Genomic DNA, 26,995 nt, shown 5'->3' on the forward strand with positions numbered 1-26,995 from the left:
GCTCGAACCCGGAGCGGTCAGTCGATCTTCGTCAGCGAGGCGAGGTCGACGTCGCCGTTCTGACTGCTGAAGGTCAGCGACTTCGTGCCGCCGTCCTGCTGCGAGACGCCGCCGATCCTATGGTCGCCGCTGTCGTAGGTGGTGGTCTTCCCGTCCTGCTCGATCAGCAGCCGGTGCTTCTCGGGGAAGAACGCGTAGCGCATCCCGTTCTGCGAGCCGCTGGTTGCGGGCTTGCCGAGGTCCTCGGGCCACCAAGGCTCGGAGCCCTTCATCGGCTCCATGGGCTTCATGGGCGCCATCGGTTTCATCGGCTTCATGGGTTCCATCGGAACGCGTCCTCCTCGCCGGCTGGTCCTCGCAAGACGCGGCAGCGCGGGATCGGTTGCATCAAGCCCGACGCGAGGCTGCCCGGCAGCGCCGCGCCGTGGCCGCAGCGAGCAACGGAGCCGCCCTCGACGGGCCGAGCGCGGCCGGATAGCGAGGCGACGCTATTGGATGCCGAGGATCAGCGTGCTGGAGGTCCCGCTCGTGCCGGTCAAGGCTGTGGGAACGCGCACGGTCCTACCGGCCGGATCGCGGGAGAGCTGTGCGGTCGGGCCTCCGATGCATCCGCCGAGCGCGACGGCAGCAAGACAGAGCACGAGCGGCAGCATCTTCATGGCGGCGACTCCCCGGACCTGCCACCTGTGTTAAGCTGCCAGGGTTAACCGAGTGTTCGCACGCGCCCGATTGGGGCGGCATCTTCGAAGACGAGCGACCTGGGACGGTGCATATCGGAGGCGGCGTGGCGCGGGCGACGGGACTCGAACCCGCGACCTCCGGCGTGACAGGCCGGCACTCTAACCAACTGAGCTACGCCCGCACGGCGCGGCCGCCGGATGTCCCTGACGAACCCTCGGCGACGGGCGGGGTGTATGTGGGGGCCTGGGGAGTGTCAAGCTCGGCCGCCGCGCGCGCCACGATTCTCGCAAGGGCGAATCGTAGCCGATCGCGGCCTTGCCCGGCCCGCGGCCCCTGCGCCGATCTGCCGTGTTGGCCCGATCCCGGCAGTGCACCACCTCTCGCCCAACCAGCCGATTGTGCGACGCGCAAACGGCTTGTCTCACCGGAACGCCTCGACTAAGCCTCGCGCCACGCGCACTCTGGGATTGGAGCAATTCCAGTCGCCGTCGAGCAGGGGCCGGAGTGCCGCGGTCCAGCACGAGGGGGTGTCGCATGACCGGTCTGTTGGCGGATTACCTGCCGCTCATCGTGTTCCTGGGCGTGTCGCTGTTCATCGCGGCGGCCCTCCTCGTGGCCCCGTTCCTGGTGGCCTACTCGAGCCCGGACCCGGAGAAGCTCTCGGCCTACGAGTGCGGCTTCAACGCCTTCGACGACGCGCGCATGAAGTTCGACGTGCGCTTCTACCTCGTCGCCATCCTGTTCATCATCTTCGACCTCGAGGTCGCCTTCCTGTTCCCCTGGGCCATCACCTTCGGCGAACTCGGCTGGTTCGGGATGTGGTCGATGATGGCCTTCCTCGGGGTTCTCACCGTCGGCTTCGTCTACGAGTGGCGCAAGGGCGCCCTCGAATGGGACTAGAGCCCGCCGCCCCGCCCGTCCGTCACTGAGGCATCCATGGCCTTCACCCCCGAACTCTCCCGCGCCCCGACGCTGTCGCCCCAGCCCAAGGGCCTCGTCGACCCGAACACCGGCCGCCCGATCGGCGCCGACGACCCGACCTTCCTGTCGATCAGCGACGAACTGGCCGATCGCGGCTTCCTGATCACGTCGACCGATGACCTGATCAACTGGGCCCGCACCGGCTCGCTGATGTGGATGACGTTCGGGCTCGCCTGCTGCGCCGTGGAGATGATGCAGATGTCGATGCCGCGCTACGATTGCGAGCGCTTCGGCTTCGCCCCGCGCGGCTCCCCGCGGCAGTCCGACGTGATGATCGTCGCCGGCACGCTCACCAACAAGATGGCCCCGGCGCTGCGCAAGGTCTACGACCAGATGCCGGAGCCGCGCTACGTGATCTCGATGGGGTCGTGCGCCAACGGCGGCGGCTACTATCACTACTCCTACTCGGTGGTGCGCGGCTGCGACCGGGTCGTGCCGGTCGACATCTACGTTCCGGGCTGCCCGCCGACGGCGGAAGCGTTGCTCTACGGCGTGCTGCTGCTTCAGAAGAAGATCCGCCGCACCGGCACGATCGAGCGCTGAGCGGGGCACCCATGACCAACGGCATCGCGATTCTCGCCCACACGCAGCCGGCCTCCGGCCACGCATCGCTGCAAGCGCTCGCCGAGCACATCGCCGGGGCGCTCGGGCCAGCGATTCTCGAGCGGACCATCGTGCTCGACGAGCTGACGCTGGTCGTCCAGGCCTCGGACATCGTCTACGCGACGACGTTCCTGCGCGACGATCCGGCCTGCTCGTTCCGCTGCTTCCTCGACATCTGCGGGGCCGATTATCCGAACCGCGCGCAGCGCTTCGACGTGGTCTACCACCTGCTCTCGATGCGCCACAACGCGCGCATCCGGGTGAAGGTGCGCACCGACGAGACCACGCCCGTCCCCTCCGTGATCGAGGTTTTTCCGGGCGCCAATTGGTACGAGCGCGAAGCCTACGACCTCTATGGCATCCTGTTCTCGGGCCATCCGGATCTCCGCCGGCTGCTGACCGATTACGGCTTCGAGGGGCATCCGCTCCGAAAAGACTTCCCGCTCACCGGCTTCGTCGAGGTTCGCTACGACACGGACGAGGCGCGGGTGGTCTACGAGCCGGTCAAGCTCACGCAGGAATTCCGGAACTTCGACTTCTTGTCGCCGTGGGAGGGCACGGACTACGTGCTGCCGGGCGACGAGAAGACGTCGGCTTAAGGAGCGGAGCCGTCTCATGACCGAGCACAACATCCGCAACTTCGCGATCAACTTCGGGCCGCAGCATCCGGCCGCGCACGGCGTGCTGCGCCTCGTGCTGGAGCTCGACGGCGAGGTGGTCGAGCGCGTCGATCCGCATATCGGCCTGCTGCACCGCGGCACCGAGAAGCTGATCGAGCACAAGACCTACCTCCAGGCGACGCCGTACTTCGACCGGCTCGACTACGTCTCGCCGATGAACCAGGAGCACGCCTTCTGCCTCGCGATCGAGCGGCTCGCCGGCATCACGGTCCCGCGCCGCGCCCAGCTTATCCGCACCCTGTTCTGCGAGATCGGGCGCATCCTCTCGCATCTCCTCAACGTCACGACCCAGGCGATGGATGTCGGTGCGCTGACGCCCCCGCTCTGGGGCTTCGAGGAGCGCGAGAAGCTGATGATCTTCTACGAGCGGGCATCGGGCGCCCGGCTCCACGCGAACTACTTCCGCCCCGGCGGCGTCCACCAGGACCTGCCGCTGGCGCTGATCGACGACATCGAGGCGTTCTGCGACCCGTTCCTTCAGGTCGTGGACGATCTCGACACCCTCGTCATGGGCAGCCGCATCTTCAAGCAGCGCAACGTCGACATCGGCATCGTCTCCGTGGACGAGTGCATGGCCTGGGGTTTTTCGGGCGTGATGGTACGGGGATCGGGCATCCCGTGGGACCTGCGCAAGTCCCAGCCCTACGAGGCTTACGAGGAGATGGCGTTCGACATCCCCGTGGGGAAGAACGGCGACACCTACGACCGGCAGGTGATCCGCATGGAGGAGATGCGCGAGTCGGTCAAGATCATGAAGCAGTGCGTCGCCAAGCTCCGCGAGCCGGCGGGCCAGGGCCCGATCGCGGCGCTGGACGGCAAGTTTGCGCCCCCGCCCCGCCGCGAGATGAAGCGCTCGATGGAAGCGCTCATCCACCACTTCAAGCTCTACACGGAAGGCTTTCACGTGCCCGAGGGGGAGGTCTACGCGGCCGTCGAGGCGCCCAAGGGCGAGTTCGGCGTCTACCTCGTCTCCGACGGCACCAACAAGCCGTACCGCTGCAAGATCCGCGCTCCGGGCTTCGCCCACCTCCAGGCGATGGACTGGATGTGCCGCGGGCACCTGCTCGCCGACGTGTCCTGCGTGCTCGGCACGCTGGACATCGTGTTCGGTGAGGTGGACCGGTGATCCGCGACGCGATCCTTCCCTCCCCCCTCTGCGGGGAAGGATGGCCTGCGAAGCGGGTCGGGAGCGGGCTGCAACGCTTCCGGACAGGGCGCTCCCCTCACCCGACCCTCGCTCACGCGAGGGCCACCCTCCCCCGCAGAGGGGGTATGCGCAGCGATGGATTTGCTACGACCGGCATCGGGAACGCTTGAAGCATGTCGAACCGCAGGCTCGCCCCGACCAACCAGCAGCCCGAGAGCTTCGCGTTCTCCCCCGAAAACGCCAAATGGGCCAAGGGCCAGATCGCAAAATACCCGGAAGGCCGTCAGGCCTCGGCCGTGATCCCGCTGCTGTGGAAGGCGCAGGAGCAGAACGGCGGCTGGCTGCCGCGGCGCGCGATCGAGGCGGTCGCCGACGAACTCGGCATGCCGCACATCCGCGTGCTGGAGGTGGCGACGTTCTACACGATGTTCGCGCTGGAGCCGGTCGGCCGCTACTGGATTCAGCTCTGCGGCACGGTGCCGTGCGATTCCTGCGGCGCGCGCGACTTGAAGGACATGCTGCACGCCCGCCTCGGCGCGCCGGGGCACGTCAGCGCCGACGGTAACTTCTCCTGGCTCGAGGTCGAGTGCCTCGGGGCCTGCTGCAACGCGCCCATGGTGCAGATCAATCAGGACTACTACGAGGACCTGACGCCCGAGAGCCTGGGCAAGCTGATGGACGACCTCGCCGCGGGACGCCCGGTCAAGGTCGGTTCGCAGACCGGACGGGTCTCGTCCGAGCCGCGGGGCGGTGCCGACACCCTGACCGATGCGGCCCTGTTCGACGGCTCACGCGTCGGCGCGTGGCGCAAGCGCTTCGAGGACACCAGGAAGGCCGAGGGCGACCCGGCGCGGGCCAAGGACGAGGCCGCCTCGACCGAGGCGCGCGTCGCGACCGAGCCCAAGATCGCCAAGCCCGATGCCGGCCGGACGGTCGAGCGGAAGGTCGCCGACGCCCCGGCGCAACGGGCCGCCGACGGGCAGGCCCCGGTCAAGCCGGAGGATCGTGCCGATGCCACCGAGCGCGGCGACGGTGCACCCCAAGCCAACCCCGATACGCCGGCCAAGCGCATCGCCGAGGGCGAGGCCGCCGGCGCCGAGGCCGGTGCGCAGTCGGGCCTGACGCGTGACGCGGTTCCGCCGCAGCCGTTGGTCTCGGGAGCGAGCGACGACAAGCCGGCCTCATCTTCGGGCGGTCCCGGACGGAAGAGGTGACCGTCATGGCCGACGTAACGAACGATCTGATCTACGACGTCATGCAGGTGATGCAGTCGCGCCTCGGCACTATCGAGGAGGGCGTCCGAGAGGTCCGCGGCGTGGTGCGGGCCCTGCGCACGACCGTTCACGGCGTGCAGGAAGACCTTCACAATCTCTACGAGGCGTTCAGCGCCCTCGACACACGCGTCTCGCGCATCGAGCGCCGCCTCGACATCATCAACGTCCCGGCCTCCTGAGACACCGGAAACCCGAACACCATGCTCGCCGATCAGGACCGCATCTTCACCAACCTCTACGGGTTGCACTCGCCCGGGCTCGACGCCGCGCGGAAACGCGGCGCGTGGGACGGCACCAAGTTCCTGCTGGAGCAGGGCCGCGACTGGATCATCGACGAGATGAAGGCGTCGGGCCTCCGCGGGCGCGGCGGCGCCGGCTTCCCGACGGGGCTGAAGTGGTCGTTCATGCCCAAGAAGTCGGACGGGCGGCCGCACTACCTCGTGGTCAACGCCGACGAGTCGGAGCCCGGCACCTGCAAGGACCGGGAGATCATGCGGCACGACCCGCACCTGCTGATCGAGGGCTGCCTGCTGGCCTCCTTCGCGATGGCGGCGCATGCCTGCTACATCTACATCCGCGGCGAGTACGTCGCCGAGAAGCACGCGCTCCAGAAGGCGGTCGACGAGGCCTATGCGGCCAACCTCGTCGGTCAGGACAACCTCCACGGCTACCCGTTCGACATCTACGTCCACCATGGCGCCGGTGCCTACATCTGCGGCGAGGAGACGGCGCTGCTGGAAAGCCTCGAGGGCAAGAAGGGGATGCCGCGCCTGAAGCCGCCGTTCCCGGCCAATATGGGCCTGTACGGCTGCCCGACGACGGTCAACAACGTCGAGTCGATCGCGGTGGCCGGCACCATCCTGCGCCGCGGCGGCGCGTGGTTCGCGGGCCTCGGCGGCAAGAACAACACCGGCACCAAGCTGTTCTGCGTCTCGGGCCACGTCAACACGCCGTGCAATGTCGAGGAAGAGCTCGGCATCACCTTCCGCGAGCTGATCGACAAACATTGCGGCGGCATGCGCGGCGGCTGGGACAACCTGCTTTGCTCGATCCCCGGGGGCTCGTCCGTGCCGCTGGTGCCGGCCGAGCAGATCATCGACGCCAAGATGGACTTCGACACGCTGCGCAACCTCGGCTCCGGCCTCGGCACGGCCGCCGTGATCGTGCTCGACCGCTCCACCGACATCGTCCAGGCGATCGCCCGCATCGCCTACTTCTACAAGCACGAGTCCTGCGGCCAGTGCACGCCCTGCCGCGAGGGCACCGGCTGGATGTGGCGGGTGATGCTGCGCATGGCGGAAGGGCGCGCTCAGCGCCGCGAGATCGACATGCTGCTCGACGTGACCAAGCAGATCGAGGGCCACACCATCTGCGCGCTGGGCGACGCCGCGGCGTGGCCGATCCAGGGGCTGATCCGGCACTTCCGCCCCGAGATTGAGCGCCGCATCGACCGCTACAGCGCCAACCCGCATTCCGAGGCTGTGCCGATGGCGGCGGAGTGACGCGATGGCCGATCAGCCCGACAATCTCCTGCTCGTCTACCTGCGTCGCATCGACGAGAAAGTGGATCGCCTCGGTGCCGACATGCACGACGTGAAGGCGCGGCTGTCCGGCATCGAAGAGAATCTGGCTGGTGTCCATCGCCGGATTGACCGTCTTGAACTTCGTGTCGAGCGGATCGAGCGCAGGCTCGATCTCGCCGAAGCGACGCACTGAGAAACACGCATGACCAAGATCCTCGTCGACGGCACGGAAGTCGATGTTCCGGCCGAGTACACCCTGCTCCAGGCCTGCGAGATGGCGGGCGCGGAGATCCCGCGCTTCTGCTTCCACGAACGGCTGTCAATCGCCGGCAACTGCCGCATGTGCCTCGTGGAACTCAAGGGCGCCCCGAAGCCCGTGGCCTCCTGCGCCTACGCGGTGAAGGATTGCCGGCCCGGCCCCAACGGCGAGCCGCCGGAGGTGCTGACGCGCTCTGCCGGCACGAAGAAGGCGCGCGAGGGGGTGATGGAGTTCCTCCTCATCAACCACCCCCTCGACTGCCCGATCTGCGACCAGGGCGGCCATTGCGACCTGCAGGACCAGGCAATGGCCTACGGGGTCGACTCGACCCGCTACGGCGAGAACAAGCGCGCCGTCGAGGAGAAGTACATCGGCCCGCTGGTGCGCACGGCGATGAACCGCTGCATCCACTGCACCCGCTGCGTGCGGTTCCTGGCCGAGGTCGCGGGCGTGCCCGATCTCGGCGCGATCGGGCGCGGCGAGGACATGGAGATCACGAGCTACCTCGAAGAGGCGATGGGCTCGGAGTTGCAGGGCAACGCCGCTGACCTCTGCCCCGTCGGCGCCCTCGTCCACAAGCCGCAGAGCTACAACATCCGCCCCTGGGAGCTGACCAAGACCGAGTCGGTCGACGTGATGGACGCGGTGGGCTCGGCGATCCGCGTCGACACCCGCGGGCGCGAGGTGATGCAGATCGAGCCGCGCATCAACGAGGACATCAACGAGGAGTGGATCACCGACAAGACCCGCCACGCCGTCGACGGCCTGCGGGTGCAGCGTCTCGACCGGCCGTTCCTGCGCGAGAACGGGCGCCTGCGCCCGGCCTCGTGGGCCGAGGCGTTCGCAGCGATCGCCGCGCGGATGAAGGGCATCGATCCGAGACGCGTCGGCGCCCTGGTCGGCGACCTCGCCGGCGTCGAGGAGATTTTTGCCCTCAAGCACCTGATGGCCGCCCTCGGCGTGGCCAACATCGACTGCCGGCAGGGCGGCGAGGCGCTCGATCCGGCCTGGGGCCGTGCGGCCTACACCTTCAACCCGACCATCCCCGGCATCGAGGCGGCGGACGCGATCCTGCTGGTCGGTGCCAACCCGCGGATCGAGGCCTCGCTCCTGAACGTGCGCATCCGCAAGCGCTGGCGGATGGGGCCGCTCGCCGTCGGCCTGATCGGCGAGGCGGCCGACCTCACCTATCCCCACACCTACCTCGGCGCCGGCACCGACACGCTCGCGGGCCTCGCCCGCGGCGAGCACAGCTTCCTCGACATCCTCAAGGGCGCAACGCGCCCTCTGGTGATCGTCGGCCCTGCGGCGCTTGCCGACCCGGCCGTGCTGGCCGCCGCCGCAGCCCTGGCGAAGGATGTCGGCGCCGTCACGGCCGACTGGAACGGCTTCGGCGTGATCCACACCGCCGCCGCCCGCGTCGGGGCGCTCGATCTCGGCTTCGTGCCCGGCGAGGGCGGCCTGGACTTTTCCGGCATGACCGCACCGGGAGCGCTCGACGTGGTGTTCAACCTCGGCGCCGACGAGTGCACGGTGGCTCCCGGCGCCTTCGTGATCTACCAGGGCACGCACGGCGACCGCGGGGCGTCGCGGGCCGACGTGGTGCTGCCGGGCGCGGCCTACACCGAGAAGGGCGCGACCTACGTCAACCTTGAAGGGCGCGTGCAGCAGACCAACCGCGCCGGCTTCCCGCCGGGCGACGCCCGCGAGGACTGGGCGATCCTGCGCGCACTCTCCGACGTGCTGGGCCACCGCCTGCCGTTCGATTCGCTGATCGCCCTGCGCCGTGCGCTCTACGCCGCCCATCCGCACCTGGCCGCGATCGGCAGCGTGGAGCCGGGCGACGTGACGGCCGCAGTCGATGCGCTCGCCGGCCTCGGCGGCGACATGACGAAGGCGTCCTTCGCCTCGCCGGTGCTCGACTTCTACCTCACCAACCCGATCGCGCGCGCCTCGCGGGTGCTCGCCGAATGTTCGAGCCTCGCCCGCGGGCGCGCCCTCGAAGCCGCCGAGTAGGGACCTGCCATGACCGCCTGGGACACCGTCGGCACCGTCCTGCTGCTCGCGCTGAAGAGCTTCGTGCTGCTGGCCTGCCTGCTCGTCTTCATCGCCTACGCGCTGCTCGCCGACCGCAAGATCTGGGCGGCGGTGCAGTTGCGCCGCGGCCCCAACGTCGTCGGGCCGTGGGGCCTGTTCCAGTCGTTTGCCGACCTCCTGAAGTTCGTGCTGAAGGAGCCGGTGATCCCGGCCGGCGCCAACAAGGGCCTGTTCCTGCTGGCCCCGCTGGTCTTCGCCACGCTCGCGCTCGCCGCCTGGGCGGTGATCCCGCTGGCGGAGGGCTGGGCGCTCGCCGACATCAACGTCGGCATGACCTACATTTTCGCGATCTCCAGCCTGGGCGTGTACGGCGTGCTGATGGGCGGCTGGGCCTCGAACTCGAAGTACGCCTTCCTCGGTGCGCTGCGCTCGGCAGCGCAGATGATCTCCTACGAGGTCTCGCTCGGCTTCGTCATCATCTGCGTGCTGCTGTGCGCCGGCTCGCTCAACCTCTCGAAGATCGTCATCGCGCAGGACACGTCGCTCGGCATCCTCGGTTGGTACTGGCTATGGCTGTTCCCGATGTTCGTGGTGTTCTTCATCTCGGCTCTGGCCGAGACCAACCGCCCGCCCTTCGACCTGCCGGAGGCGGAATCGGAGTTGGTCGCCGGCTACATGGTGGAATACTCCTCGACGCCCTACCTGCTGTTCATGCTCGGCGAGTACGTGGCGATCATGACCATGTGCGCGCTCGGCACCGTGCTGTTCCTCGGTGGCTGGCTCTCGCCGATCCCGTTCGCGCCCTTCACCTGGGTGCCGGGCCTGATCTGGTTCGCGCTCAAGGCGAGCTTCCTGTTCTTCATGATCGCCATGGTGAAGGCCATGGTGCCGCGCTACCGCTACGATCAGCTCATGCGGCTCGGCTGGAAGGTGTTCCTGCCGCTGTCGCTCGCCTCGGTCATCGTCGTCGCCTTCGTCCTCAAGCTCACCGGCCTCGCGCCGGGCGCCTGAGACCATTCGGACAATCGGACATCGCAGCATGAAGCTTGATCAGGTCGCTAAGGGCCTTCTCCTGAAGGAATTCGCGTCGGGATTCGTTCTGGCGATGAAGTACTTCTTCAAGCCGAAGGCCACGATCAACTATCCCTTCGAGATGGGGCACCGCGGCCCGCGCTTCCGCGGCGAGCACGTGCTGCGCCGCTATCCCAACGGCGAGGAGCGCTGCATCGCGTGCAAGCTGTGCGAGGCGATCTGCCCGGCCCAGGCCATCACCATCGAGGCGGGCCCGCGCCGCAACGACGGGACGCGGCGCACCACGCGCTACGACATCGACATGGTGAAGTGCATCTACTGCGGCATGTGCCAGGAGGCCTGCCCCGTGGACGCCATCGTCGAGGGGCCGAACTTCGAGTTCTCGGTCGAGACCCGCGAGGAACTGCTCTACGACAAGGAGAAGCTCCTCCTGAACGGCGACCGCTGGGAGCGCGAGATCGCCCGCAACCTCGCGATGGACGCGCCGTACCGCTGACATCCGGCGCCCGCGCAAGGCTCCCGCGGGTTGTGCGGCGCGGGAGCGGGTTCTATAGACGGCCGGCCGCGGGCGGGCCGTTTCCCCAAGAGGCAGAAGGGGCCGCTTGATGCGGTCGATCCCGACAAGCGCATGACCGCAGCCGCCGCCTTCTTCTACCTGTTCGCGGGCCTCACGATCGCCTCGGGGCTGATGGTGATTGCCTCGCGCAACCCCGTCGCCTCGGTACTGTTCCTGATCCTGGCCTTCGTCAACGCGGCCGGCCTCTTCGTGCTGATGGGCGCCGAGTTCCTGGCGATGATCCTCGTCGTGGTCTACGTCGGCGCGGTGGCGGTGCTGTTCCTGTTCGTCGTGATGATGCTCGACGTGGATTTCGCCCAGCTTCGGCAGGGTTTCCAGCAGTATCTGCCGGTCGGCGCGATGATCGGCGCGATCTTCCTGATCGAACTCCTGCTGGTGGTCGGCTCCTGGACCATCGATCCCGGCCTCGTGCAGGCGCCGTTGGGCAACGTCGCTGCAAACGAGTCCCTGTCCAACACGGTCGTGCTGGGACGCGTGCTCTACACGGAATACGTCTACTTCTTCCAGATCGCCGGCCTGATCCTGCTCGTCGCGATGATCGGCGCTATCGTCCTGACGCTCCGCGACCGGCCCGGCGTCAAGCGCCAGAACATCGCGGTCCAGAACGCGCGGACGCAAGGCGCAGCGGTCGAGACCCGCAAGGTGCCCTCGCGCCAGGGCGTCGAGGTCTGATGATCCCGGCCGCGGAGACAGCCCCATGATCGGCCTCAGCCACTACCTCACCGTCGCCGCGATCCTGTTCACGCTGGGCGTGCTCGGCATCTTCATCAACCGCAAGAACGTCATCGTCATCCTGATGTCGGTCGAGCTGATCCTGCTTGCCGTGAACATCAACTTCGTCGCGTTCTCGACGCACCTCAACGACATCACCGGGCAGGTCTTCGCCCTGTTCGTGCTGACGGTCGCCGCCGCCGAGGCCGCGATCGGGCTCGCCATCCTGGTGGTGTTCTTCCGCAACCGCGGCTCGATCGCGGTCGAGGACGTCAGCATGATGAAGGGCTGACCGGCCGGCCGCCGATCACCTCTTCCGCCTCACCCGCCGCCCCGCGAGGCCGGACCGCACGATGTACCACGCGATCGTCTTCTTCCCGCTGATCGGCGCCCTGATCGCTGGCCTGTTCGGCCGCCTGCTCGGGGCGCGGGTCTGCGAGTACGTCACCACCGCCTGCCTCGCCTTCTCGGCGCTGCTGTCCTGGGGCGTGTTCCTGGAGGGCGACCACGCCACGCGGGTGCAGGTGGCCACGTGGTTCTCGGCCGGCGACCTCACCGTGGACTGGGCCTTCCGCATCGACACGCTGACGCGGGTGATGCTGGTGGTCGTCACCACGGTCTCGACGCTCGTGCACCTCTACTCCGTCGGCTACATGGAGGAGGACCCGCACCGGCCGCGCTTCTTCGCCTACCTGTCGCTGTTCACCTTCGCCATGCTGATGCTGGTGACGGCCGACAACCTCGTGCAGATGTTCTTCGGCTGGGAGGGCGTCGGGCTGGCCTCCTACCTGCTGATCGGGTTCTGGTACGAGAAGCCCTCCGCGAACGCCGCCGCGATGAAGGCCTTCATCGTCAACCGCGTCGGCGATTTCGGCTTCTCGCTGGGGATCTTCCTCGTCTTCGTGCTGTTCGGCTCGGTCGCCTTCGACGGGATCTTCCCGCGCGTCGAGGAATTGAAGGACGCGCACTTCCACTTCCTCGGCCAGGATTGGCACGCGCTGACGCTCACCTGCCTGCTGCTGTTCATGGGCGCGATGGGCAAGTCGGCGCAGTTCCTGCTGCACACGTGGCTGCCCGATGCGATGGAGGGCCCGACCCCGGTCTCGGCGCTGATCCACGCCGCGACCATGGTCACGGCCGGCGTGTTCATGGTCGCCCGCCTGTCGCCGCTGTTCGAGCTGGCGCCGGATGCGCTGATCGTCGTCACCGTCATCGGCGGCATCACCGCGTTCTTCGCCGCCACGATCGGGCTGGTGCAGAACGACATCAAGCGGGTGATCGCCTACTCGACCTGCTCGCAGCTCGGCTACATGTTCGTGGCGCTCGGCGTCGGCGCGTACTCCGCCGGCATCTTCCACCTGTTCACCCACGCCTTCTTCAAAGCGCTGCTGTTCCTCGGCGCCGGCTCGGTCATCCACGCGATGCACCACGAGCAGGACATGCGGAACATGGGGGCGTTGCGCCGCCACATCCCCTTCACCACGGCGATGATGGCGATCGGCACGCTCGCGCTCATCGGCTTCCCGTTCACGGCCGGGTACTACTCCAAGGACGCGATCATCGAGGCAGCCTACGCCTCGACGCGGCCGGGGCACACGCTCGCGTTCCTCGCCACGGTGATCGCGGCGTTCTTCACCTCGTTCTACTCCTGGCGCCTGTTCTTCCTGACCTTCGAGGGGCCGGCGCGCTGGGCGGGACACGACGCGCACGATCATGCGGCGCCCGCCGTTGCCCATGCGAGCACCGCGCACGAGGCGGACGGCGCCCCCGGCCACCACGAGGGCGTCGCCCACGACGACAGCGGCAGCGACGTCGAGCCGCCCTCGCACAGCGCCATCGAGCACCACGACGACCATCCGCATAGCCCGCACGAGAGCCCGCTGGTGATGACGATCCCGCTCGGCGTGCTCGCCTTCGGGGCGCTGTTTGCCGGGCTGATCTTCAAGGACCGCTTCATCGGCGAGGGCATGGAGGCGTTCTGGGGCCACGCGCTCGCCCACGGGCCCGACAACCACATCATGCACGCGATCCACGAGGTGCCCGCCCTCGTGTCCGCCTCGCCGTTCATCATGCTGGTGGCGGGCTTCCTCCTCGCCTTCGTCATGTACATCCGCCGGCCGGAGCTGCCGGGTGCGCTCGCCGCGCAGCAGCCCTCGCTGTACCGGTTCCTGCTCAACAAGTGGTACTTCGACGAGATCTACGACCGGATCTTCGTCCGTCCGGCCAAGGATTTCGGTCTGTTCCTGTGGCGTCAGGTCGACGGACGCGCCATCGACGGCGCCGGCCCGGACGGCATCGCCGCCCGCGTCGTCGACGTGACCCGCGGCGTCGTCCGCTTTCAGACCGGCTACGTCTACCACTACGCCTTCGTCATGCTGATCGGTGTGGCCGGAATCCTGAGCTGGTACTTGGTGTCCGGCCTGCCGAAGCCGGTGGGACATTGATGACGCCACTATCTCGACGTCTGCAGATCGAGCGCGGGTTTCCTCTCCCAAAGGGAGAGGGACAGGGTGAGGGGCGTGACCTCTCCGGCCCGGTCTCATCCCTCACCCCAACCCTCTCCCGCACGGGAGAGGGGGCCGCGTCGTGCTGTCCGAGCGCGAACCTCATCGTTGGGAGCCTTCGCTAGATGTTCGGTCTCGGCATCCTCTCCGGCCTGCTGATCGTGCCGCTGTGCGGCGCGGCCTTCATCCTGACGCTGTCGGGCGACGACGCGGCTGTGGCGCGGAACGCCCGTTGGTCGGCGCTCGCGACCACGATCGTCACCTTCCTGCTCTCCCTCGTCGCCTGGAACCGCTACGACGCCACCTCGGCGAGTTTCCAGATGGTTGAGAGCCACGCGTGGCTCACCGACACGATCCGCTTCAAGCTCGGGGTCGACGGCTTCTCGATGCCGCTGATCCTGCTGACCACGTTCCTGATGCCGTTCTGCATCGGCGCCTCGTGGCACGCGATCGACACGCGTGTGAAGGAATACTTCGTCGCCTTCCTCGTGCTGGAGACGACGATGATCGGCGTCTTCCAGGCGCTCGACCTCGTACTGTTCTACCTGTTCTTCGAGGCCGGCCTGATCCCGATGTTCCTCATCATCGGCATCTGGGGCGGCAAGCGGCGCATCTACGCGAGCTTCAAGTTCTTCCTCTACACCCTGCTCGGCTCGGTGCTGATGCTGCTCGCCATCATGGCGATGTACTGGCACGCGGGCACCACCGACATCCCGACGCTGCTCCAGACCCGCTTCCCAGTGGGGATGCAGTGGTGGCTGTGGCTCGCCTTCTTCGCCTCCTTCGCGGTGAAGATGCCGATGTGGCCGGTCCACACCTGGCTCCCCGACGCGCACGTGGAGGCGCCCACCGCCGGCTCGGTGATCCTGGCTGGCATCCTGCTCAAGATGGGCGGCTACGGCTTCATCCGGATCTCGCTGCCGATGCTGCCGGACGCGAGCCACGCGTTCGCGCCGCTGGTCTTCGCCCTGTCCGTGATCGCGATCATCTTCACCTCGCTCACCGCCCTGATGCAGAGCGACATCAAGAAGCTGATCGCCTACTCGTCCGTCGCGCACATGGGCTTCGTGACGCTCGGTCTGTTCACGCTGAACGAGCAGGGCATCCAGGGCGCGCTGTTCCTGATGATCTCGCACGGCATCGTCTCCGGCGCGCTCTTCCTCGGCGTCGGCGTCGTCTACGACCGGATGCACACCCGCGAGATTTCGGCCTACGGCGGCCTCGTCAAGCGGATGCCGCTCTATGCGGTGGCGATGATGGTGTTCACCATGGCCAATGTCGGCTTGCCGGGCACCTCCGGGTTCGTCGGCGAGTTCCTGGCGATGATGGGCGCCTTCAAGGCCAACCCCACGGTGGCGTTCTTCTCGGTCTTCGGCATCATCCTCTCGGCCGGCTACGCCCTGTGGCTCTACGCCCGCGTCATCTACGGCAAGCTCGACAAGCCGAGCCTCCAGGGCATCCTGGATCTCGACAACCGTGAAAAGCTGATCCTGGCGCCGCTCGTCGCGCTGACGATCTACTACGGCGTCCACCCGGCCCCGATCCTCGACGTGTTCGCGCCCTCGACCGAGGCGCTGATGACGAGCATGAAGGCCGCGTTGTCCAACACGCAGACCGCGGCCGCCGCGCTGCCCCTCGCACGCTGAAGGCAGCGCCGGACCGATGCCGACCGTCCAGACCGTCCTCCCCTCGCTGACGCCGCTGCTGCCCGAACTGATCCTCGGCGTCGGCGTGCTGGTGCTGATCCTCTACGGCGCCTTCCGCGGCGACCGCGCGGTGGAGGGCGTCAACGTCGGCGCGCTGCTGCTGCTGCTGCTCGCCCTGTTCGTGGTGATGTCGCAGCCGCCCGGCACCAAGGTAACGACGCTGTCGGGCAGCTTCATCCAGGACGGCTTCTCGAAGGTGATGAAGGCGCTGGTGCTTCTGGGCTCGGCCGCCACGATCCTGCTGTCGCGCGACTACTTCCAGCGCGAGAAGATCGACCGGTTCGAGTTCCCGATCCTGATCGTGCTGTGCACCATCGGCATGCTGGTGATGGTCTCGGCCAACGACCTGATCGCCCTCTACCTCGGGCTGGAGTTGCAGTCGCTCGCGGCCTACGTCATCGCCGCCTTCCACCGCGACGACCTGAAATCGACGGAAGCCGGCCTGAAGTACTTCGTGCTCGGCGCGCTCTCGTCGGGCATGCTGCTCTACGGCGCCTCGCTGGTCTACGGCTTCACCGGCACGGTCTCGTTCCCCGGCATCGTCTCGGCGCTGCACGAGGACGCGGGCTTCGGGATCGTGCTCGGCATCGTGTTCGTCTCGGCCGGCGTCGCCTTCAAGATGTCGGCGGTGCCGTTCCACATGTGGACGCCCGACGTGTACGAGGGCTCGCCGACGCCGGTCACCGCGTTCTTCGCCTCGGCGCCGAAGATGGCGGCGGTGGCCATGACGGTGCGCGTGTTCATCGGCGCGTTCCCCGACGTCACCGCGATCTGGCAGCAGATCTTCATCTTCATCGCCATCGCCTCGATGACGCTCGGATCGTTTGCCGCGATCGGCCAGCGCAGCATCAAGCGCCTGATGGCCTATTCCTCGATCGGCAACATCGGCTACGCGCTGATCGGGCTCGCCGCCGGCTCCGAGGAGGGCATCCGCGGCGTGGTGATCTACATGATCATCTACCTCGCGATGACGCTCGGCGCCTTCGCGATCATCCTCTCCTTGCGGCGCCGCAACGAGATGTTCGAGACGATCGAGGACCTCTCGGGCCTCTCGCGCACCCATCCGTGGCTCGCCTTCTGCCTCGCGATGATGATGTTCTCGCTGGCCGGCATCCCGCCGCTCGCCGGGTTCTTCGCGAAGTTTTACGTGTTCGCGGCGGCGATCAAGGCCGGGCTCGTGGCGCTCGCAATCATCGGCGTGGTCACCAGCGTGGTGGGCGCCTACTACTACCTGCGTGTGGTCAAGATCATGTACTTCGACGAGGCCAAGGCGCCCTACGAGGCCATGGCGCCGGGCCTGCGCATCGTGCTCGCCCTGTCCTCCGTCGTCGTGATCCTGTTCTGGCTGCTGCCGGCGCCGCTGGTCGGGGCCGCGGGCGCGGCGGCCAAGTCGTTGTTCTAGGGCCTTGGATTACCGCCTCGGCGAAGTGGCGCGGGCCGCCGGCCACCGCCTGCACGTCCACGACCGCCTCGGCTCGACCAACACCGAGGCGCTCGCCCGGGCGCGTGCCGGTGAGACCGGGCCGCTCTGGGTCGCGGCGCACGCGCAGGCGGCGGGACGCGGCCGGCGCGGCAACGCCTGGGCCTCGACGCCGGGAAACCTGACGGCGAGCGTGCTGTGGCCGGTGGCCGGCGTCGAGCCGGAGCGCGTCGCGGGGCTCGGTTTCGTCGCGGGCGTCGCGCTCGCCGACGCGCTCGACGAAGCCTGCGGCACCGCAGACGATTGCCCCGGCGGCGATGCGGCGCGACGCTTCCGCCTGAAATGGCCGAACGACGTGCTGGCCGGGGGCCGGAAGCTCGCCGGAATCCTGCTGGAGGCCGAGACGCTGCCCGGCGGCAGGCGGGCGGTGGCGATCGGGTTCGGCGTCAACGTCGCGGCGGTGCCGGAGGGTTTCTCGGACGTGGCGGCGTCGCTGGCGGGGCTCGGACATGCGGCCGATGCCGGCACAGTGCTGGCGACCTTAACGAATAAGCTTGCCGCGGCGGTCCGTATCTGGGATCGCGGACGCGGGTTCCTTGAGATTCGCGAGCGATGGCTCGCACGGGCCTCCGGCCTCGGATCGCGCATCGCGGTCCGCAGCGGCGTCGAGACCCTGCACGGCGTGTTCGAAGAGATCGACGAGGGGGGGCGGCTCGTGATCCTCGCCCCGGATGGAGCGCGGCGGACCGTGACGGCGGGCGAGGTGCATTTCGGGACGGCCGCGACGGCGGCGTGAACGTGGATGTGGATTGTATGGCAACGGGACAGGACGAGCTCGTCTTCCTGCCGCTCGGCGGCGTGGGCGAGATCGGGATGAATGCGGCGCTCTACGGCTTCGGGCCGGAGCGAGCCCGCAAATGGATCATGGTCGATTGCGGGATGGGCTTCGCGAGCGAGGAGGCGATGCCCGGCATCGACCTCATGTTCCCGGATCTCTCCTTCATCGAGGAGCGCAAGAAGGACCTTCTGGCGATCTTCATCACCCACGCGCACGAGGACCACATCGGCGCGATCAGCGAATTGTGGCCGCGCCTCAAGGTGCCGGTCTACGCGACCCGCTTCGCCAAAAGCCTGCTGGAGACCCGGCGCCTGTCGGAGCCCGGTGCGCCGAAGGTGGAGCTGCGCGAGATCAAGGCCGGCCGGCGCGTGACGCTCGGGCCGTTCGAGCTCGAGTACGTGCCGGTCTCGCACTCGATCCCGGAATCGAACGCGGTCGCCATCCGCACGGCGGCCGGCCTCGTGCTCCACACCGGCGACTGGAAGATCGACCCGACGCCGATCCTCGGCGACGTGACCGACGCCGACGCCTTCCGCGCCATGGGCGACGAGGGCATCCTGGCGCTCGTGTGCGACTCGACCAACGTCGTGCGCGAGGGTTTTTCGCCGAGCGAAGCCGAGGTCGCGGCGACGCTGGAGAAACTCATCGCCGCGGCGCCCCATCGCGTGGCGGTGACCACCTTCGCCTCCAACGTCGCCCGCATCCGCGCGGTGGCGGAAGCCGCCAAGGCCTGCGGCCGCGAGGTGATCGCGGTCGGCCGCGCCATGGACCGGGTGATCGACGTCGCCCGCGAATGCGGCTTCCTCGACGGCCTGCCGGACTTCCGCCGGGCCGACGCCTGGAACCACCTGCCGCGCGACAAGGTCGTGGCGCTGCTCACCGGCTCGCAGGGCGAACCCCGCGCCGCGCTGGCGCGGGTCTCGCGAAAAGATCATCCGGACATCTCGCTCGCGTCCGGCGATCAGGTGATCTTCTCCTCGCGGGCCATTCCCGGCAACGAGCGCGAGGTCGGCGCGATCATCAACGACCTGATCGAGCAGGGCGTCGAGGTCATCACCGACCGCACGGCGCTCGTCCACGTCTCCGGCCATCCGCGCCGGGACGAGATGGCGGAGATGTACGCCTGGACCCGGCCGCGGACGGCGATCCCCGTCCACGGCGAGGCGCTGCACCTCGACGAGCACGCGCGCTTTGCCCGGGCGCACGGCGTCGACAACGTCGTCAAGGCGCGCAACGGCACTCTGATCCGCCTCAGTCCCGGCAGGCCGGAGATCATCGACCACATCAAGGCCGGCCGCCTGTTCAAGGACGGCAACGTCCTGATCGATGCGCGGGACCGGGCGATTCCTGAGCGGCGCAAGCTCGCCCAGGCCGGGCTCGTCTCGGTGGCCATCGCCATCGACGAGACCGGCGACGTGCTCGGCGAGCCCGCGGTCGACATCATCGGCCTGCCCAACCGCGGCCGGGGCGGGGCGCCGCTGATCGACACGATCGTCGATGCGGTCTCGCGCACGCTGTCCGGCCTGTCGAAGGGCAAGCGCCGGGACTCGGAGGGCGTCGAGAAGGCGGTTGACCGCGCGGTCCGCTCGGCCGTCAACGAGGTCTGGGGCAAGAAGCCCGCCTGCCACGTGCAGGTGGTGGAGGTCTGACGCTATGAGCCCTCTCCCCTCTGCGGGGGAGGGTGGCCCGCGAGCTAAGTCGGGAGGGGGGAGCGCAGGTGCCGGATACGGCGCTCCCCTCACCCGACCCTCGCTCACGCAAGGGCCACCCTCCCCCGCAGAGGGGGGAGGGAAGCGCGCGTCGTCGATGAGGGAGGACAAGCATGATCGGCCGGCTCAACCACGTGGCCATCGCGGTGCGCGACCTCGACGCCGCCTGCGCGATCTATCGCGATACGCTCGGCGCGACGCTCAGCCCGCCGCTGCCGCAGCCCGAGCACGGTGTCACCGTGGTGTTCGTGGAACTGCCCAACAGCAAGGTCGAGTTGATGGCGCCGCTCGGCGACGACTCGCCGATCGAAGGTTTCGTGGAGCGCAACCCGCAGGGCGGCGTGCACCACGTCTGCTACGAGGTCGACGACATCCTGGCCGCCCGCGACCGCCTCAAGGGACAGGGCGCCCGCGTGCTCGGCACCGGCGAGCCCCGCATCGGCGCCCACGGCAAGCCGGTGCTGTTTCTCCATCCCAAGGACTTCCTGGGCACGCTGGTCGAGCTTGAGCAGGTCTGACGGGGTGGGCAACGTCCTGAAGATCCTGACGCGCTCGACGCCGCGGACGCTCGCCGTCGTCGTCGTCCTCGCCGCCGCCTTCGTCGCGGTGGCGGTCGGCGTGTTCAGGCTGACGATCTTCGGCGCCACGGCCCTCTACTTCGTGGTGTGGTGGACGCTGCTGTTCGCGATCCTGCCGATCCGCAACCAGCCCGAGAGCGATCCCGAACGCGTCGTGCCCGGACAGGACCCGGGCGCGCCGGCTGCGCCGCGGCTGCGCGAGAAGGCGATCTGGACGACGCTGCTGGCAGGGGGCGCCTTCCTGATCGCGCTCGCGGCGTTTCCGCTGACGGGGCTTTGACGTCGACGGCAGGAAACCGCAGGGCATAAAATAAAAAAAGCAAGGCACAAGGCCTTGCTTTTCAAGCAGTGAATCTGGTTCGACCTTCAATTGTCCTACGCATTGCCTGCGTGGCGGTCTGTTTTCCTCCCGAGACTCGGACCGTGCGCTCCCCGTGAAGGGCTGCGCCACCATCGCGGCCCGCTTATAGGAACAACAATTCGTGCTGTCACCCGATCAAGGCGAGAAATCTGCGTTTTTTCGCCGATAACGCGCACGAACGTTCCGTGCCGACGCGGCCGCGCTTCCGCTCGGCATCGTGCGGAGCCCCTCCGGCGCCGGCCGGCAGGCGCCTGCCACGCTTGTGTTTTCCCGGCGCAATGTGTTGTGTGCGCCCGGCGCGCGTCGGCACCTGCGTGTGGCGCCCGAACCCTGCCGACCGCCGAACCCCGCAAAAGAAGCCTCATGCGTCTGTCCCGCTACTTCCTGCCCACCTTACGCGAGACACCCAAGGACGCCGAGATCGTCTCGCATCGCTTGATGCTGCGCGCCGGCCTCGTGCGCCAGGAATCGGCTGGCATCTACGCGTGGCTGCCGCTGGGCTTAAGGGTGCTGAACCGGGTCTGCGACGTGATCCGCGCCGAGCAGGACCGCGCCGGCGCGATCGAATTGCTGCTGCCGACGATCCAGTCGGCCGAACCCTGGCGGGAATCCGGCCGCTACGAGGCTTACGGCCGCGAGATGCTGCGCATCACGGACCGGCACGAGCGCGAGATGCTCTACGGCCCCACCGCCGAGGAGGTGGTGACGGGGATCTTCCGCGCGAGCGTGCGCTCGTACAAGGACCTGCCGAGGAACCTCTACCAGATCTCCTGGAAGTTCCGCGACGAGGTGCGCCCGCGCTTCGGCACCATGCGCTCGCGCGAGTTCCTGATGAAGGACGCCTACTCCTTCGACGTCGACCAAGCCGGCGCGCGCCACGCCTACAACCGGATGTTTGTGGCGTACCTGCGCACCTTCGCCGGCCTCGGCCTCAAGGCGATCCCGATGCGGGCCGACACCGGCCCGATCGGCGGGGACCTCAGCCACGAGTTCATCATCCTGGCGAGCACCGGCGAGAGCGCGGTGTTCTGCGACCGCGCCTACCTCGACTTCGCGATCCCGCCCGCCACCGTCGATTTCGAGGACGTCGCCGGCCTCCAGGGGCTGGTCGACGCGTGGACCTCGCACTACGCCGCCACCGATGAGATGCACGAGGCCGACGCCTTCGCCGAGGTACCGGAGGCCGCCCGCATGGCGGCCCGCGGCATCGAGGTCGGGCACATCTTCTACTTCGGCACGAAGTACTCCGAGCCGATGGGCGCGCGGGTGACCGGCCCCGACGGGATCGAGCGGCCGGTGCACATGGGCTCCTACGGCATCGGCCCGAGCCGGCTGGTCGCCGCGATCATCGAGGCCTCGCACGACGAGGCCGGCATCATCTGGCCGGACGCGGTCGCGCCCTTCGACGTGGCGCTGATCAACCTCAGGACCGGGGATACCGGGACCGACGCCGCCTGCGCCGAAATCCAGGCCCAGCTCGAGGCGGCCGGCCTCTCCGTGCTCTACGACGACCGCGACGAGCGCCCCGGCGCCAAGTTCGCCACCGCCGACCTGATCGGCCTGCCCTGGCAGGTGGTGGTGGGCCCCAAGAGCCTCGCGGAGGGCAAGGTCGAGCTGAAGCGGCGCGCGGGCGGCGCGCGCGAGAGCCTCGCGCCCGTCGACCTGCTGGCACGGATCCGGCGTGCCTGAGGGACCGGCGATGACGGCCAAGGGCGCGATTGCAGGGGCCGGGAGCGGGCCTCGGAGCCCGGCGCCGCGCCGCGCCGCGACCGCGCCGTTCGCAGCCTTCGAGTGGATCATCGCCGGGCGCTACCTGCGGGCGCGCCGCCGCGGCGGCGGCGTCTCGGTGGTGGCGTTCTTCTCGGTGCTCGGCATCGCGCTCGGCGTCGCGACGCTGATCATCGTGCTCTCGGTGATGAACGGCTTCCGCACCGAACTCCTGTCCAAGATCGTCGGCATCAACGGCCACATCTTCGTCACCCCGGTCGACCGGACGTTCACCGACTTCGCCGACCTCTCCGAGCGCCTGTCGAAGGTGGCGGGCGTGCGCGCGGCGATCCCGCTCGTCGAGGGGCAGGCCTTCGCCTCCTCGCCCTACGGCGGCAGCGGCGTGCTGGTGCGCGGCGTGCGCGCCGACGACCTCGCCGCGATCGGCGCGGTCTCCAACAGCCTGCGCGGCGGCACGCTGGAGGGCTTCGACGACGGGTCGGGCGTGCTGATCGGGCGGCGGCTGGCCGACACCCTCGCGCTCCAGGCGGGCGACACCATCACCCTCTCGACGCCCAAGGGCGCGACCACCGCCTTCGGCACCGCGCCGCGGACCAAGAGCTACGCGGTGAAGGCGGTGTTCGAGGTCGGCATGACCGAGTTCGATGCGACCTTCGTGTTCATGCCGCTCACCGAGTCCCAGCCCTTCTTCAACCGCGAGGGCGACGTCAACCTGATCGAGATCTACATCGACCATCCCGACGCGGTCGCCGCCATGCGCGAGCCCCTGGAGATGGCGGCCGAGCGGCCCGTGCTGCTCACCGACTGGCGCCAGCGCAACCGCACCTTCTTCGGCGCGCTGGAGGTCGAGCGCAACGTGATGTTCCTGATCCTCAGCCTGATCGTGGTGGTAGCCACCCTCAACATCGTCTCCGGCCTGATCCTGCTCGTGCGCGACAAGTCGAGCGATATCGCGATCCTGCGCACCATGGGCGCGACCTCCGGCACGGTGATGCGGGTGTTCCTCATCAACGGCGCGCTGATCGGCCTCGTGGGGACGCTGGCCGGCCTCGGGCTCGGCACCCTCATCACGCTGAACATCAAGCCGATCCAGCGGGTGCTGTTTCCCGGCGCGTGGGACCCGACCGTGCGGTTCCTGGCCGAGATCCCCGCCGAGATGAACCCGACCGAGATCGCCGTGGTGGTGCTCACCTCGTTCCTGCTCGCGCTCGCCGCGACCCTCTATCCCTCCTGGCGCGCGGCCCGGCTCGATCCGGTGCAGGCGCTGCGCTACGGCTGAGCGGCAGCCTCATGAGCGGTTCTCCCGAGACCGCCGGCGCTCAGCCGGTGCCGGCCCTGTTCTTCGCCCGCGTCGAGCGGCGCTACCGGCAGGCCGAGGGCGCCCTGGAGATCCTGCGCGGGGCCGACCTCGCGATCTGGCCGGGCGAACTCGTGGCGCTGGTCGCGCCGTCGGGCGCCGGCAAGTCGACCCTCCTGCATCTGGCCGGCCTGCTGGAGCGGCCGGACGGCGGCGAGGTCTACGTCGGCGGCCATCCGACCGCGGCGATGAACGACGCCGAGCGCACGCGCTTCCGCCGCGAGGAGATGGGCTTCGTCTACCAGTTCCACCACCTGCTGCCCGAGTTCTCGGCGCTGGAGAACGTGGTGATGCCCCAGCTCATCCGCGGGCTGGGACGGGCCGAGGCGAGAACCCGCGCCACCGAGCTCCTGAGCTTCCTCGGCTTGGGGCAGCGCCTCGTCCACCGCCCGGCCGAACTTTCGGGCGGCGAGCAACAGCGGGTCGCCATCGCCCGGGCGGTCGCCAACGGCCCGCGGCTGCTGCTCGCCGACGAGCCCACCGGCAACCTCGACCCGTCGACTGCCGGGCACGTGTTCGCGATCCTCCTGTCGCTGGTGCGCGCCTCGGGCCTGGCCGCGCTGATCGCCACCCACAACATGGATCTGGCCGCCCGCATGGACCGCCGCGTCACCATCCGCGACGGGCTGATCGAGCAACTGGATTGATAGAGCGCTCTCCGCCGAAGGGAACGCCGCTTCGGCGGAAGAGAACGCGATAAGGCAAGGACCTAGGGACGTGAGCCGATCCAACGAGATCGGCTCACGTCCCTAGGTCGCCGGTCACGCGCCGTTCGAACGCCGCCCGCTCCCGGGCGCGGGGCGGGTTGCTCGCGTCCGCCGGACCGGCCTATCCTCACCGTCCAGCGCCTGCCGGGAGGGCCGCCGTGAGACCGCGCATCGTGTCCGCCCTGACCCTGACCGGGGTGCTGACCGCGAGCCCCTGCCCGGCGCGTGAGCTGGCCCAGCAGCCGGTCGCGCGGGTCGACCTGCCCTGTCCCGGACATGGCGCCGGCTTCGTCCGCGTGCCGGGAAGCCCGACCTGCATCCGCCTGTCGGGGCGGGTCGCCGCCGGTGCGGACCTGCGCGCCGGTCGCGACGGAACGGTCGCCGTCCCCATGACCGTGGGTCGGTTCGCGATCGATGCGCGCACCGACTCCGATCTCGGTCCGGTGCGGACCTTCGTCCGGATCGGCAACGGGCGCCGCTGAGTCCGGGAGCCGCTTCGGTGCGCTCGGGTCCCATCGTTCCTGCGCAGCGTCGCGTGATCTCGGCTTCTCAGCGCGCACGCCTTCGGGGACGGTTCTCAGAGGTTGCGCGAGAGCACCAGCGGTCCGCTCTGCGCGCCGCGTCCGTAGGGCGAGGGCGCGCGCGCGAGCGCGCCGTAGACCGTCGGCGTGCGGGCCCGTCCGAGGTCGTCGGCCAGCGACTTGATCAGGCCTTCCGAGACCGTCCGCGCGGTGGCGAGCACCCGCTGGTTGGTCTCCACCGCGGCCGTGAAGTGGCGGTGGGCCGCCCTCAGCGCCTCGACGCCGGACGGCGCGAAGCGGGCGAGCGCGACGGCGTTGGCCTTGGCCGCCTCGAGCCCCTGAAGGTAGGCGCCGGCCAGCGCCCCCTTGCGCTCGGACTCCGCGAGACCCTCGCGCAGGCGCCCGGCGCGGACGTGGCCGCTCTCCGTCGCGAGGACCGTCTCCAGCGTCCGCATGGTCACGATGACCTCGCCGACGAGCGCCTCGGCGCCCGCGCGGTCGGCGACGCGGGGAACTGCCTTAGGCTGCATGGGCCGCTCCATCGCCCGCGCCCTGCATCTTCATCATCTCCGAGAACACCTGGCTGGCAATACCGACGCCGCCGCTCTTCACGATCTGATCGGCGTATTCCTTGGTGAGCATCGAGCGGTAGACCCCGCCGCCGGTGCCGTTCTCGCCGAGCGGCCCGTCGGTGCCCTCGGACTGGGTCATCCGGTCGAGGGAGGATTCGAGGAACATCGCTTCGAAGTCGGTCGCGGTCTTGCGCGCCTTCTTCGCGGCGGCGTCGGAGGAAACATCGGCGGTCTTCGAGGCCGTCTCGGCGACCGTGCCGGCGATGGCGCGTCCGACCCCGATGGCGGCCGATGTGGCGAACGTTGCGAGGGGAAGCATCGTTGGGGGCTCCGGGTTCGAGGACATCACATCAGCTCGATGTCGGCCTGGAGCGCGCCCGCGGCCTTGATCGCCTGGAGGATCGAGATCAGGTCGCGCGGGCCGACGCCGAGCGCGTTGAGGCCGTCGACGAGGTCGCGCAGGCTCACGCCTTCCTTCACCAGCGCCAGCTTGTTGCCGTCGCCGGTGTCGACCTTCACGCCGGTGCGGGGCACCACCGTGGTGCGGCCGTTCGCGAGCGGGCCGGGCTGGCTCACCTGCGGCTGCTCGGTGATGGTGACCGTGAGGTTGCCCTGCGCGATCGCCACGGTGGAGACCCGCACGTCGCGCCCCATGACGATGATGCCCGAGCGCTCGTCCACCACCACCCGCGCCGTCTGGTCGGGCTCGACCTTGAGTTGCTCGACCTCGGTGATCAGCCGGATCATGTTGCCGTTGTACTTGGCCGGGATCTGGATCGTGACGGTGGCCGGGTCGGTGGGCTCGGCGGTGTCGGCGCCCATGAAATCGTTGATCGCCGAGGCGATCCGCTTCGAGGTGGTGAAGTCCGGGTTGCGCAGCGACAGGCGTAAGGAGCGCGCGTCGGTAAGCTTGAACGCGATCTCGCGCTCGATGTTGGCGCCGTTGGCGATGCGGCCGTTGGTGGGCACGCCGCGGGTGATCTTGGCCGCATCCCCCTCCGCCGAGAAGCCGGCGATGGCGACCGAGCCTTGCGCCAGCGCGTAGACCTCGCCGTCGGCGCCCAGCAGCGGCGTGACCAGAAGGGTGCCGCCCTGGAGGGACTTGGCGTCGCCGAGCGAGGAGACGGTGACGTCGATCCGCGTCCCCTGCGCGGCGAACGGCGGCAGGCTCGCGGTCACCATCACCGCGGCGAGGTTCTGGGTGCGCATGGTGGCGCCGCGGGTGTTGACGCCGAGCCGCTCCAGCATCGCCTGGAGCGACTGCTTGGTGAAAGGGATGTTGTTGAGCGTGTCGCCGGTGCCGTTGAGGCCGACGACGATGCCGTAGCCCACGAGCTGGTTCTGCCGCACGCCCTCGATCGCGGCGAGGTCCTTCACCCGCGAGAGCGCCAGCGCCGGCCCGGCGCAGCCGAGGATCAGCGCGGCGAGCGCCAGGACGAGGCGCAGGCAGTGGTCGGGGCGGGCGGGGCGCTGGTGCATGCCGGGCTTC

Annotated in this window: 28 protein-coding genes, 1 tRNA gene and 1 pseudogene; 24 read left to right on the forward strand and 6 right to left on the reverse strand. The window is 68.9% G+C overall.

The genetic code is table 11. The features are described 5' to 3' along the window. Positions 1-17: 17 nt before the first annotated feature. The 3 genes from ACFE8Y_RS02820 to ACFE8Y_RS02830 form a co-directional block, all read right to left on the reverse strand. Positions 18-317: a hypothetical protein gene (locus ACFE8Y_RS02820; protein WP_375462870.1), complete on the reverse strand. Its 300-nt coding sequence runs from the start codon at positions 315-317 to the stop codon at positions 18-20. A gap of 171 nt (positions 318-488) precedes the next feature. Next, entirely contained in the window at positions 489-659 is a 171-nt protein-coding gene (locus ACFE8Y_RS02825; protein WP_375462871.1) for a hypothetical protein, read from the reverse strand. 126 nt (positions 660-785) lie between these two features. Then, positions 786-862, reverse strand: a tRNA-Asp gene (locus ACFE8Y_RS02830). 353 nt (positions 863-1,215) lie between these two features. Here ACFE8Y_RS02830 and ACFE8Y_RS02835 point away from each other — a divergent pair. The 24 genes and pseudogenes from ACFE8Y_RS02835 to ACFE8Y_RS02950 all read left to right on the forward strand — a co-directional run bounded on the left by ACFE8Y_RS02835 (position 1,216) and on the right by ACFE8Y_RS02950 (position 24,895). Continuing rightward, positions 1,216-1,581 carry an NADH-quinone oxidoreductase subunit A gene (locus ACFE8Y_RS02835; protein ID WP_375462872.1) on the forward strand — a complete coding sequence of 122 codons (366 nt, stop codon included), beginning with the start codon at positions 1,216-1,218 and terminating at the stop codon, positions 1,579-1,581. Between the two features lie 36 nt (positions 1,582-1,617). Then, positions 1,618-2,205: a NuoB/complex I 20 kDa subunit family protein gene (locus ACFE8Y_RS02840; protein WP_375462873.1), complete on the forward strand. Its 588-nt coding sequence runs from the start codon at positions 1,618-1,620 to the stop codon at positions 2,203-2,205. Between the two features lie 11 nt (positions 2,206-2,216). Beyond that, positions 2,217-2,864, forward strand: coding sequence for an NADH-quinone oxidoreductase subunit C (locus tag ACFE8Y_RS02845; protein ID WP_375462874.1), 648 nt, complete (start codon positions 2,217-2,219; stop codon positions 2,862-2,864). Between the two features lie 16 nt (positions 2,865-2,880). Further along, positions 2,881-4,071 carry an NADH-quinone oxidoreductase subunit D gene (locus ACFE8Y_RS02850; protein ID WP_375462875.1) on the forward strand — a complete coding sequence of 397 codons (1,191 nt, stop codon included), beginning with the start codon at positions 2,881-2,883 and terminating at the stop codon, positions 4,069-4,071. Positions 4,072-4,265: 194 nt separating this feature from the next. Beyond that, a pseudogene (nuoE, locus tag ACFE8Y_RS02855) lies at positions 4,266-5,282 on the forward strand (NADH-quinone oxidoreductase subunit NuoE); the annotation flags it as partial. A 29-nt stretch (positions 5,283-5,311) separates the two neighbouring features. Continuing rightward, positions 5,312-5,545, forward strand: coding sequence for a hypothetical protein (locus ACFE8Y_RS02860; protein WP_375462876.1), 234 nt, complete (start codon positions 5,312-5,314; stop codon positions 5,543-5,545). 21 nt (positions 5,546-5,566) lie between these two features. Next, entirely contained in the window at positions 5,567-6,868 is a 1,302-nt protein-coding gene (gene nuoF, locus ACFE8Y_RS02865; RefSeq protein ID WP_375462877.1) for an NADH-quinone oxidoreductase subunit NuoF, read from the forward strand. 4 nt (positions 6,869-6,872) lie between these two features. After that, positions 6,873-7,082 (forward strand): hypothetical protein, encoded by a 210-nt coding sequence (locus ACFE8Y_RS02870; RefSeq protein ID WP_375462878.1) that lies wholly within the window; start codon positions 6,873-6,875, stop codon positions 7,080-7,082. Between the two features lie 9 nt (positions 7,083-7,091). After that, complete coding sequence (nuoG, locus tag ACFE8Y_RS02875) at positions 7,092-9,164, forward strand: NADH-quinone oxidoreductase subunit NuoG (protein ID WP_375462879.1); 2,073 nt, start codon at positions 7,092-7,094, stop codon at positions 9,162-9,164. Positions 9,165-9,173: 9 nt separating this feature from the next. After that, complete coding sequence (nuoH, locus tag ACFE8Y_RS02880; protein ID WP_375462880.1) at positions 9,174-10,196, forward strand: NADH-quinone oxidoreductase subunit NuoH; 1,023 nt, start codon at positions 9,174-9,176, stop codon at positions 10,194-10,196. 28 nt (positions 10,197-10,224) lie between these two features. After that, positions 10,225-10,713, forward strand: a complete 489-nt coding sequence (gene nuoI / locus ACFE8Y_RS02885) for an NADH-quinone oxidoreductase subunit NuoI (RefSeq protein WP_375462881.1) — start codon at positions 10,225-10,227, stop codon at positions 10,711-10,713. Positions 10,714-10,845: 132 nt separating this feature from the next. Next, positions 10,846-11,466: an NADH-quinone oxidoreductase subunit J gene (locus ACFE8Y_RS02890; protein WP_375462882.1), complete on the forward strand. Its 621-nt coding sequence runs from the start codon at positions 10,846-10,848 to the stop codon at positions 11,464-11,466. 25 nt (positions 11,467-11,491) lie between these two features. Beyond that, entirely contained in the window at positions 11,492-11,797 is a 306-nt protein-coding gene (nuoK, locus tag ACFE8Y_RS02895; RefSeq protein WP_137828751.1) for an NADH-quinone oxidoreductase subunit NuoK, read from the forward strand. Positions 11,798-11,858: 61 nt separating this feature from the next. Further along, complete coding sequence (gene nuoL / locus ACFE8Y_RS02900) at positions 11,859-13,949, forward strand: NADH-quinone oxidoreductase subunit L (protein ID WP_375462883.1); 2,091 nt, start codon at positions 11,859-11,861, stop codon at positions 13,947-13,949. Positions 13,950-14,134: 185 nt separating this feature from the next. Then, on the forward strand, positions 14,135-15,655 hold the full coding sequence (locus tag ACFE8Y_RS02905) for an NADH-quinone oxidoreductase subunit M (protein ID WP_375462884.1): 1,521 nt from the start codon (positions 14,135-14,137) through the stop codon (positions 15,653-15,655). A 16-nt stretch (positions 15,656-15,671) separates the two neighbouring features. Next, positions 15,672-17,117, forward strand: coding sequence for an NADH-quinone oxidoreductase subunit NuoN (gene nuoN, locus ACFE8Y_RS02910; protein ID WP_375462885.1), 1,446 nt, complete (start codon positions 15,672-15,674; stop codon positions 17,115-17,117). A gap of 4 nt (positions 17,118-17,121) precedes the next feature. Then, positions 17,122-17,931, forward strand: a complete 810-nt coding sequence (locus ACFE8Y_RS02915; RefSeq protein ID WP_375462886.1) for a biotin--[acetyl-CoA-carboxylase] ligase — start codon at positions 17,122-17,124, stop codon at positions 17,929-17,931. 17 nt (positions 17,932-17,948) lie between these two features. Then, positions 17,949-19,622, forward strand: a complete 1,674-nt coding sequence (locus ACFE8Y_RS02920) for a ribonuclease J (protein ID WP_375462887.1) — start codon at positions 17,949-17,951, stop codon at positions 19,620-19,622. A 173-nt stretch (positions 19,623-19,795) separates the two neighbouring features. After that, positions 19,796-20,200 (forward strand): methylmalonyl-CoA epimerase, encoded by a 405-nt coding sequence (gene mce / locus ACFE8Y_RS02925; protein ID WP_375462888.1) that lies wholly within the window; start codon positions 19,796-19,798, stop codon positions 20,198-20,200. Beyond that, positions 20,187-20,540 carry a DUF1467 family protein gene (locus ACFE8Y_RS02930; protein WP_375462889.1) on the forward strand — a complete coding sequence of 118 codons (354 nt, stop codon included), beginning with the start codon at positions 20,187-20,189 and terminating at the stop codon, positions 20,538-20,540. The genes mce and ACFE8Y_RS02930 overlap by 14 nt, the downstream gene beginning before the upstream one ends. 444 nt (positions 20,541-20,984) lie before the next feature. Then, positions 20,985-22,310 carry a proline--tRNA ligase gene (gene proS, locus ACFE8Y_RS02935; RefSeq protein WP_375462890.1) on the forward strand — a complete coding sequence of 442 codons (1,326 nt, stop codon included), beginning with the start codon at positions 20,985-20,987 and terminating at the stop codon, positions 22,308-22,310. 10 nt (positions 22,311-22,320) lie between these two features. Continuing rightward, the gene (locus ACFE8Y_RS02940) at positions 22,321-23,628 is read left to right on the forward strand and encodes a lipoprotein-releasing ABC transporter permease subunit (protein ID WP_375462950.1); all 1,308 of its coding nucleotides are present in this window, start codon (positions 22,321-22,323) and stop codon (positions 23,626-23,628) included. A gap of 11 nt (positions 23,629-23,639) precedes the next feature. Next, positions 23,640-24,353, forward strand: coding sequence for an ABC transporter ATP-binding protein (locus ACFE8Y_RS02945; RefSeq protein ID WP_375462891.1), 714 nt, complete (start codon positions 23,640-23,642; stop codon positions 24,351-24,353). A gap of 218 nt (positions 24,354-24,571) precedes the next feature. Continuing rightward, entirely contained in the window at positions 24,572-24,895 is a 324-nt protein-coding gene (locus ACFE8Y_RS02950) for a porin (RefSeq protein WP_375462892.1), read from the forward strand. A gap of 95 nt (positions 24,896-24,990) precedes the next feature. Here the strand turns inward: ACFE8Y_RS02950 and ACFE8Y_RS02955 are convergent, their stop codons facing one another. The 3 genes from ACFE8Y_RS02955 to ACFE8Y_RS02965 are packed head-to-tail and all read right to left on the reverse strand — an operon-like array spanning position 24,991 to position 26,985. Continuing rightward, positions 24,991-25,464 (reverse strand): hypothetical protein, encoded by a 474-nt coding sequence (locus ACFE8Y_RS02955; RefSeq protein ID WP_375462893.1) that lies wholly within the window; start codon positions 25,462-25,464, stop codon positions 24,991-24,993. Then, positions 25,454-25,825, reverse strand: coding sequence for a rod-binding protein (locus ACFE8Y_RS02960; RefSeq protein WP_375462894.1), 372 nt, complete (start codon positions 25,823-25,825; stop codon positions 25,454-25,456). The genes ACFE8Y_RS02955 and ACFE8Y_RS02960 overlap by 11 nt, the downstream gene beginning before the upstream one ends. Positions 25,826-25,851: 26 nt before the next feature. Then, the gene (locus tag ACFE8Y_RS02965; protein ID WP_375462895.1) at positions 25,852-26,985 is read right to left on the reverse strand and encodes a flagellar basal body P-ring protein FlgI; all 1,134 of its coding nucleotides are present in this window, start codon (positions 26,983-26,985) and stop codon (positions 25,852-25,854) included. Positions 26,986-26,995: the final 10 nt, after the last annotated feature.

Origin of the sequence: uncultured Methylobacterium sp., from assembly GCF_964242245.1 — a bacterium.
In the GTDB taxonomy this organism is placed as follows: Bacteria; Pseudomonadota; Alphaproteobacteria; order Rhizobiales; family Beijerinckiaceae; genus Methylobacterium.

Coding starts and splice junctions, on each gene's coding strand:
- ACFE8Y_RS02820 (WP_375462870.1), bottom strand. CDS start 317: ATGAAGCCGATGAAACCGATGGCGCCCATGAAGCCCATGGAGCCGATG.
- ACFE8Y_RS02825 (WP_375462871.1), bottom strand. CDS start 659: ATGAAGATGCTGCCGCTCGTGCTCTGTCTTGCTGCCGTCGCGCTCGGC.
- ACFE8Y_RS02835 (WP_375462872.1), top strand. CDS start 1,216: ATGACCGGTCTGTTGGCGGATTACCTGCCGCTCATCGTGTTCCTGGGC.
- ACFE8Y_RS02840 (WP_375462873.1), top strand. CDS start 1,618: ATGGCCTTCACCCCCGAACTCTCCCGCGCCCCGACGCTGTCGCCCCAG.
- ACFE8Y_RS02845 (WP_375462874.1), top strand. CDS start 2,217: ATGACCAACGGCATCGCGATTCTCGCCCACACGCAGCCGGCCTCCGGC.
- ACFE8Y_RS02850 (WP_375462875.1), top strand. CDS start 2,881: ATGACCGAGCACAACATCCGCAACTTCGCGATCAACTTCGGGCCGCAG.
- ACFE8Y_RS02860 (WP_375462876.1), top strand. CDS start 5,312: ATGGCCGACGTAACGAACGATCTGATCTACGACGTCATGCAGGTGATG.
- nuoF (WP_375462877.1), top strand. CDS start 5,567: ATGCTCGCCGATCAGGACCGCATCTTCACCAACCTCTACGGGTTGCAC.
- ACFE8Y_RS02870 (WP_375462878.1), top strand. CDS start 6,873: ATGGCCGATCAGCCCGACAATCTCCTGCTCGTCTACCTGCGTCGCATC.
- nuoG (WP_375462879.1), top strand. CDS start 7,092: ATGACCAAGATCCTCGTCGACGGCACGGAAGTCGATGTTCCGGCCGAG.
- nuoH (WP_375462880.1), top strand. CDS start 9,174: ATGACCGCCTGGGACACCGTCGGCACCGTCCTGCTGCTCGCGCTGAAG.
- nuoI (WP_375462881.1), top strand. CDS start 10,225: ATGAAGCTTGATCAGGTCGCTAAGGGCCTTCTCCTGAAGGAATTCGCG.
- ACFE8Y_RS02890 (WP_375462882.1), top strand. CDS start 10,846: ATGACCGCAGCCGCCGCCTTCTTCTACCTGTTCGCGGGCCTCACGATC.
- nuoK (WP_137828751.1), top strand. CDS start 11,492: ATGATCGGCCTCAGCCACTACCTCACCGTCGCCGCGATCCTGTTCACG.
- nuoL (WP_375462883.1), top strand. CDS start 11,859: ATGTACCACGCGATCGTCTTCTTCCCGCTGATCGGCGCCCTGATCGCT.
- ACFE8Y_RS02905 (WP_375462884.1), top strand. CDS start 14,135: ATGTTCGGTCTCGGCATCCTCTCCGGCCTGCTGATCGTGCCGCTGTGC.
- nuoN (WP_375462885.1), top strand. CDS start 15,672: ATGCCGACCGTCCAGACCGTCCTCCCCTCGCTGACGCCGCTGCTGCCC.
- ACFE8Y_RS02920 (WP_375462887.1), top strand. CDS start 17,949: ATGGCAACGGGACAGGACGAGCTCGTCTTCCTGCCGCTCGGCGGCGTG.
- mce (WP_375462888.1), top strand. CDS start 19,796: ATGATCGGCCGGCTCAACCACGTGGCCATCGCGGTGCGCGACCTCGAC.
- proS (WP_375462890.1), top strand. CDS start 20,985: ATGCGTCTGTCCCGCTACTTCCTGCCCACCTTACGCGAGACACCCAAG.
- ACFE8Y_RS02940 (WP_375462950.1), top strand. CDS start 22,321: ATGACGGCCAAGGGCGCGATTGCAGGGGCCGGGAGCGGGCCTCGGAGC.
- ACFE8Y_RS02945 (WP_375462891.1), top strand. CDS start 23,640: ATGAGCGGTTCTCCCGAGACCGCCGGCGCTCAGCCGGTGCCGGCCCTG.
- ACFE8Y_RS02955 (WP_375462893.1), bottom strand. CDS start 25,464: ATGCAGCCTAAGGCAGTTCCCCGCGTCGCCGACCGCGCGGGCGCCGAG.
- ACFE8Y_RS02960 (WP_375462894.1), bottom strand. CDS start 25,825: ATGCTTCCCCTCGCAACGTTCGCCACATCGGCCGCCATCGGGGTCGGA.
- ACFE8Y_RS02965 (WP_375462895.1), bottom strand. CDS start 26,985: ATGCACCAGCGCCCCGCCCGCCCCGACCACTGCCTGCGCCTCGTCCTG.